Annotated in this window: 4 protein-coding genes and 1 tRNA gene; 4 read left to right on the forward strand and 1 reads right to left on the reverse strand. The window is 73.5% G+C overall.

Features of this window, described 5'->3' with window-relative positions; translation table 11 throughout:
- Positions 1–304 precede the first annotated feature (304 nt).
- Complete coding sequence (locus ACFV0G_RS32280; RefSeq protein ID WP_380555687.1) at positions 305–2,002, reverse strand: ABC transporter family substrate-binding protein; 1,698 nt, start codon at positions 2,000–2,002, stop codon at positions 305–307.
- Between the two features lie 367 nt (positions 2,003–2,369).
- On the opposite strand from ACFV0G_RS32280, the gene ACFV0G_RS32285 reads away from it, so the two are divergent.
- The 4 genes from ACFV0G_RS32285 (at position 2,370) to ACFV0G_RS32300 (ending at position 6,596) form a co-directional block, all read left to right on the forward strand.
- Positions 2,370–3,353 carry an ABC transporter permease gene (locus ACFV0G_RS32285; protein ID WP_380555689.1) on the forward strand — a complete coding sequence of 328 codons (984 nt, stop codon included), beginning with the start codon at positions 2,370–2,372 and terminating at the stop codon, positions 3,351–3,353.
- Positions 3,354–3,364: 11 nt separating this feature from the next.
- Positions 3,365–4,279, forward strand: a complete 915-nt coding sequence (locus ACFV0G_RS32290; protein WP_380555691.1) for an ABC transporter permease — start codon at positions 3,365–3,367, stop codon at positions 4,277–4,279.
- 5 nt (positions 4,280–4,284) lie between these two features.
- Positions 4,285–6,462: a dipeptide ABC transporter ATP-binding protein gene (locus tag ACFV0G_RS32295; RefSeq protein ID WP_380555693.1), complete on the forward strand. Its 2,178-nt coding sequence runs from the start codon at positions 4,285–4,287 to the stop codon at positions 6,460–6,462.
- A 60-nt stretch (positions 6,463–6,522) separates the two neighbouring features.
- Positions 6,523–6,596 (forward strand) — tRNA-Lys (locus ACFV0G_RS32300).
- Positions 6,597–6,609 lie beyond the last annotated feature (13 nt).

A 6,609-nucleotide genomic window follows, 5' to 3' on the forward strand; every position in this document is an offset into this window, starting at 1 on the left:
GTCCGGGGCAGGGCCCGGGCCGGCCGGCCGCGTCAGCACGGGGTTGACGGATCAGTGCGCGAACCGGGTGACAAGGTCCCGGCACGCCGGGGCGGCCCGGCGAGCTGGCGGCCGCCGTCCGGACGGGCCGGATAGATTCCCTCCCGAGTGGAACGACGACATGGGCGGTCTGCGGGCAACGCGGAAGGTCAAGGCGAGGGCGGTACACCGGGGCGGGGGCTCTCCGCACTGCCCCGGCGTGTCCGCCCCTCAGCCTCGTGATCACCGCGCTGCCTGCCGGCGCGCGGCAGCCGCCGCACGGCCGCTACTTCTGCCAGCCGACCCTGGTGATGTCGGTGTCGGCGAGGCTTCCCGCGCCGTAGTTGGCCAGCCCCTTGCGGACCGCGACGATGCTGGGCCGCTGGTAGAGCTCCACGGTGTGGCCGAGCTCCCAGATCTTCGCGTCCGCCTGGTTGTAGAGCTCGGCGGCGGCGGCCGGGTCGATGGTGCCGGCGGCCTTGCGCAGCAGGCCGTCGATCTCCGGGGTGGACAGCTTGGAGAAGTTGCCGAACACGTTGTCGCCCTGCGGGGCACGGAAGTTGGCCACGCCCTTGGAGAGCGGGAAGGACCCGGTGTTGCGCCAGCTGGCCAGGTCGAAGCGGCCCTGGTCGATGTACTTGGTGAAGTACTCCTTGCTGGCCACCTTGTCCACGGCGACCTTGACCCCGACCTGCTGGAGCATCGCCTGGACGGCGGCGGCCAGGTCGAGCTGGGCCTGCGCGGAGCCGTCGCTCACCACGTAGTGCAGCTCCAGCGGGGTGCCGTTCTTGGCCCGCACCCCGCCGCCTCCGTCGCGCCAGCCGGCCTGCTCCAACAGCTGCTTCGCCGCGGCCGGGTCGAAGGTCGCCCAGCTGCCGGAGTTGTCCCGGTAGCCGCTCTGGTTGGTCATGAACAGGTGGTTGCCGAGCGGCTTGAACTCCACCGGGACACCCTGGTTGGCGATCTTGATGAGCGCGGACCGGTCCAGCGCCTTCCCCAGCGCCTGCCGGACGGCCTGCTCGGCCAGCGGCCCGTTGCCGCCGAACGAGATGTGCACCTCGTCCCACGGGGTGCCGGTCCGGATCACGGCGTCCTTGGCGTCCTTGAGCTGCCCGTACGCCGCCGCGGTGCCCGCCGAGGCGAAGTCCACCTCGCCGTTGAGGAACGCCTGGGTGATCGCCGGGGTGGCCAGTACCCGGTAGGTGATCCGGTCGAGCTTGGGCTTCGGGCCCCACCAGTCCGGGTTCGGCACCAGGGTGACGGTCTGTGCGGTCTTGTCCAGCACCCCCGGCTTGAACGGGCCGCCCCAGACTGGGATCTTCTCCACCCAGCCCTGGTTGAACGCCTCCGGGGTGGAGATCTGGGAGGCCGGCAGCAGCGGGTTGAAGAGGTTCTGCCAGTCCGCGTACGGCTGGGAGAAGACCACCTTCACCTCGGTCGGGTCGGCGCCCTGCTCGACCGAGGAGATCTGCTCGTAGCCGGAGGAGTCGGACAGGCTGAAGGCCGGGTTGCGGCCGTTCGACGCCTGCCAGACGGCCTTGAAGTCCGCGGCGGACAGCGGCTTGCCGTCGGACCACTTGGCCTTCGGGTTGAGCCGGTAGACCACCGTCTGCGGTGAGGCCGAGGTGACCTGCGCGGAGGCCAGGTACTCGGGCACCGGGTGGAAGACGCCCTTGGCGTCGGAGCGGAAGAGCTTCGCCTCGACGTAGCCCATGATCTCCACGGCGTCGCCGTACGTGCCGTCGACCTGGTACGGGTTCCACTGGGTGACCCACTGCTGGAGCGGCGGGCGGAGTTCGCCGCCGTCCTTGACGTTCTCCGGCGGCTGCGGGTTGTCGTCCTCGGTGTCCACGGCCGGCACCACCGAGCGGCCGGCGTCCGCCGATCCGCCGCCGGACGACGAGCAGCCGGCCACCGCGAGGGCGACGGCGAGGGCGACGGCGCCGGCCGGGATCCGGCGGCGGATGGCGGTGGGTGCGTCCATGAGGTTCCCCGAGGGTGTCGAAGAGGCGTGGGTCGCCAGGTGTGGCGAGGCTTGAGCATGGGCAGTCAAATCTGTGCCCGGCGACCAGGACCGTAACAGCGGATCAACTCCCCCACCAGAGGCAGGTGTTCACTTCTGATCGGAATGCAACGGGCCGCAACGCGGCCGCAACACGCCCTCAGTACCTGACTGGTTCACTCTGACCTGCCGCTTCCCCGACCCCGGCCCGGAGCGGCACCCGCGCACCCCTCCGACCGGCGACCCGACGGCCCCGGCAGGCGTGCGCGAAGCTGCGCCCACCACCCCCCGAGCGAAAGCCCACGACCATGTCGACCAGGTACGCGAACCGACCACCCGGCGGTGCACGGTGATCCGCTATCTGTCGAAACGCCTCGGCTACTACGCCGTCCTGCTCGTGGCCGCGGTCTTCCTCGCCTACGCGCTCTCCTGCGCCGCCCTCGGACCGCGCAGCTACTTCGAGGCCAAGCAGCCCCGGCCGTCCGCCGCCTCGGTCGACCGCCAGCTCACCGCCCTCAACCTCAACGACCGCACCCCGGTCGTCCAACGCTTCGCCACCTGGGCCGACGGCCTGCTGCTCCACGGCGACCTCGGCCGCACCATCCACGACACCTCCGTCAACGACGAGTTCGGGCGCCGGATCTGGGTCTCGCTGCGGCTGCTGCTGGTCGGCAGCCTGCTCGGGATGCTGCTCGGCGTCGCCGCCGGCGCCTGGAGCGCGGTACGCCAGTACCGCATCTCCGACCGGCTGCTGACGCTGACCTCCTTCGTCCTGCTGTCCACGCCGGTGTTCCTGGTCGCCCTGCTGCTGAAGAACGGGGCCATCGCCCTCAAGGACGCCGCCGGTCACGAGGTCGTCCCGTTCACCGGCTACGAGACCCCCGGCCTCGCCGGCGGACCGGGCACCCGGCTCGCCGACTGGGCCCTGCACCTGCTGCTGCCGACCCTGGCCCTCGCCCTCGGCGGCCTCGCCACCTACAGCCGCTACCAGCGGGCCACCATGCTCGACGTGCTCGGCTCCGACTACCTGCGCACCGCCCGGGCCAAGGGGCTCACCCGCGGGCAGGCGCTGCTGCGGCACGGGCTGCGCACCGCCGTGATCCCGATGTCGACGATGTTCGCCTACTCCTTCCTCGGCATCCTCACCGGCGCCGCCTTCACCGAGACGATCTTCGGCTGGCACGGCATGGGCGAGTGGTTCATCGTCGCCGTCCAGGAGCAGGACGTGAACTCCGTCGTCGCCGTCAACCTGTTCGCCGCCGTGGTCGTGCTGGCCGCCGGCTTCCTGGCGGACGCCCTGCTGGCCGCCCTGGACCCCCGGGTCCGGCAGTGAGGAGCCCCGCCGTGACCACCACCGCCGCCACCGGCCGCGCCACGGCCGAGAGCCCGGCCGCCCGGCCCGCCGCCACCGGCCGCGCCGGGATCGTGCTGGCCCGGCTGGCCGCCTCCCGCGGGGCGGTGGCCGGGGCCGTGATCGTGCTGCTGCTCTTCGCCCTCGCCTTCGCCACCCCGCTGGTGACGCACCTCGACCACATCACCCCCGACTACACGGCGCTGCGCCAACCCCCCTCCGCAGCGCACTGGTTCGGCACCAACGGGCTCGGCCAGGACGTGTTCGCCCAGACCGTCCGCGGGCTGCAGAAGTCCCTCGTCATCGGCCTGCTGGTGGCCCTGCTGTCCACCGGGCTGGCCTCCCTGGTCGGCGCGTGCGCCGGGTACTTCGGCGGGTGGACGGACCGCGCCCTGATGTTCCTGGTCGACCTGCTGCTGGTCTTCCCGAGCTTCCTGATCATCAGCATCGCCTCGCCCGCCCTGAAGGGCAGCGGCTGGCTCGTCTTCGTCCTGCTGCTCGCGCTCTTCAACTGGATGGTCACCGCCCGGGTGATCCGGTCGATGACGATGTCCCTGCGCGAGCGGGAGTTCGTCCGGGCGGCGCGGTTCATGGGCGTCGGGCCGTTCACGATCATCGCGCGGCACATCCTGCCCAACGTGTCCTCGTTCCTCATCATCGACGCGACCATCTCGGTCGGCGGCGCCGTGATGGGCGAGGCCGCGCTCTCCTACTTCGGCTTCGGCGTCCGCCCGCCGGACGTCTCCCTCGGCACCCTGCTCGCCGCCGGCACCGACCAGGCACCCGTCTTCCCCTGGCTGTTCTACTTCGCCGCCGGCCTGCTGGTGCTCTTCGTCCTCGCCGTCAACCTCGTCGGCGACGGACTGCGCGACGCCCTCGACCCCACCAGCGCCCGGAGCACCAGGTGACCGCCCTGCCCCCCGAGACCGCGCCGGCCCGCCGCGCGGCCCCCGCACCCGCCGCCGGCCCGCTGCTGGAGGTCCGCGGCCTGGAGATCGGCTTCGACGGCGCCCCCGCCGTCCGCGGGGTCGACCTGCGGCTGGAGCGCGGCGAGACGCTGGGCATCGTCGGCGAGTCCGGCTCCGGCAAGTCCCTCACCGCGCTGGCCGTCCTCGGCCTGCTGCCGGACCGGGCGGCCGTCCGGGGCTCCGTCCGCCTCGACGGCCGGGAGCTGGTCGGCCTGCCCGACCGCGAACTCGCCCGGATCCGCGGCCGGAAGGTCGCCATGGTCTTCCAGGACCCGCTCACCGCCTTCACCCCCGTCCACCGGATCGGCGACCAGATCGCCGAGGCCGTCCGGGTGCACCGCCGCGACCTCGACCGCTCCGCGGCCCGCCGGCGCGCCGCCGACCTGCTCGACCTGGTCGGCATCCCCTCCCCCGGCCGCGCCCTCGACCGGTTCCCGCACGAGTTCTCCGGCGGCATGCGCCAGCGCGCCATGATCGCCATGGCGGTCGCGCACGGACCGGACGTCCTGCTCGCCGACGAGCCCACCACCGCACTGGACGTCACCATCCAGGCCCAGGTCCTCGACGTGCTGCGCACCGCGCAGCGCGAGACCGGCGCCGCACTGATCCTGGTCAGCCACGACCTCGGGGTGATCGCCGGTTCGGCCGACCGGGTCGCGGTGATGTACGCCGGGCGGATCGTCGAGACGGCCGGGGTCGACGCGCTGTTCGCGCGGCCCCGGCACCCCTACACCCTCGGGCTGATCGGCGCGGTGCCCCGGCCCGACCGTCCCGGCGGGGTCCTGGTGCCGATCCCGGGTGCACCGCCCGCGCCCGGCGAACACCTGACCGGCTGCCGGTTCGCGCCGCGCTGCCCGCTGGCCGAGGACCGCTGCCGCACCGCCGAACCCGCGCTGGCCGGCCTCGGTGACGGGTCCCCCGCAGGGGACGGCCCCGGCTCGGGAGCGGGCGCAGGGCCGGCCGGGGGTGGCGGGCCGGGCGGCCATCTCGCGGCCTGCGTCCGGTCGGCGGAGCTGGCCGAACGGGGGCCGGCTCCGCACGAGATCCACCCCGTTCCGGCGCTGCCCGCGCCGCCCGCGGGCGGCCGCGCCGCGTCCGGGGAGAGGCGCCCGGTGCTCAGGGTGCGCGGACTGGTCAGGACCTTCCCGGTCGTCAAGGGCGCGGTGATCCGCCGGCGCACCGGCACGGTGCACGCGGTGGACGGCGTCGACCTCGACCTGCAGGAGGGCGAGACCCTCGGGCTGGTCGGCGAATCCGGCTCCGGCAAGTCCACCACCCTCTTCGAACTGCTGCGGCTGGCCGCACCCCAGGCCGGCACCGTCGAGGTGCTCGGCCACGACTCCGCCGCGCTGGACCGGGCCACCACCCGCAGACTCCGGGCCGAACTCCAGATCGTCTTCCAGGACCCGATGGCGAGCCTCGACCCGCGGATGCCCGTCGGCGACATCGTGGCCGAACCGCTGCGCGCCCAGCGCGCCCCGCGGGAGCTGATCGCCCGGCGGATCCCGGAGCTGCTCGGGCAGGTGGGGCTGGACCCCGCCCACGCCGCCCGGTTCCCGCACGAGTTCTCCGGCGGCCAGCGGCAGCGGATCTCGATCGCCCGGGCGCTCTCCGTCGAACCGAGGCTGCTCGTCCTGGACGAGCCGGTGTCGGCGCTCGACGTCTCGGTGCAGGCCGGCATCCTCAACCTGCTGCAGCGGCTGAAGGCGGAGCTCGGGCTGGCGTACCTCTTCGTCTCGCACGACCTCGCGGTGATCCGGCACCTGGCCGACCGGGTCAGCGTGATGTACCTGGGCCGGACGGTGGAGTCCGGCGGGGCGCGGGAGGTGTTCGAGAACCCGGTGCACCCCTACACCCGGGCCCTGCTCTCGGCGGTGCCGCTGCCGGACCCGGCCGCCGAGCGCTCCCGGCGCCGGATCCTGCTCCCCGGGGACCCCCCGGCACCGACCGAGCGGCGGACGGGCTGCGGCTTCCGCACCCGCTGCCTGCGGTACGCGGCGCTGCCGGCCGGCCTCGCGGCCCGCTGCGAGCAGCAGGCTCCGCCGCTCGCACCGGCCTCGCCGGGGGCCGTGGCCGGCCATGCCGCGGCCTGCCACCACCCCGCCGAGCACGGCGGCGCGTGACCGGGCGGTCACGATTTCCGGGATCCGCACGGCGCCGTGTACTGTTCTCCAGGTCAGCAGGCGCCGCTAGCTCAGTTGGTTAGAGCAGCTGACTCTTAATCAGCGGGTCCGGGGTTCGAGTCCCTGGCGGCGCACAGACGGTCGAAG

The organism is Kitasatospora sp. NPDC059571 (genome assembly GCF_042735675.1).
GTDB lineage: Bacteria > Actinomycetota > Actinomycetes > Streptomycetales > Streptomycetaceae > Kitasatospora.

Bases quoted from the DNA above. Each gene is read 5' to 3' on its own strand.
- ACFV0G_RS32280 (WP_380555687.1), bottom strand. From the start codon at position 2,002: ATGGACGCACCCACCGCCATCCGCCGCCGGATCCCGGCCGGCGCCGTC.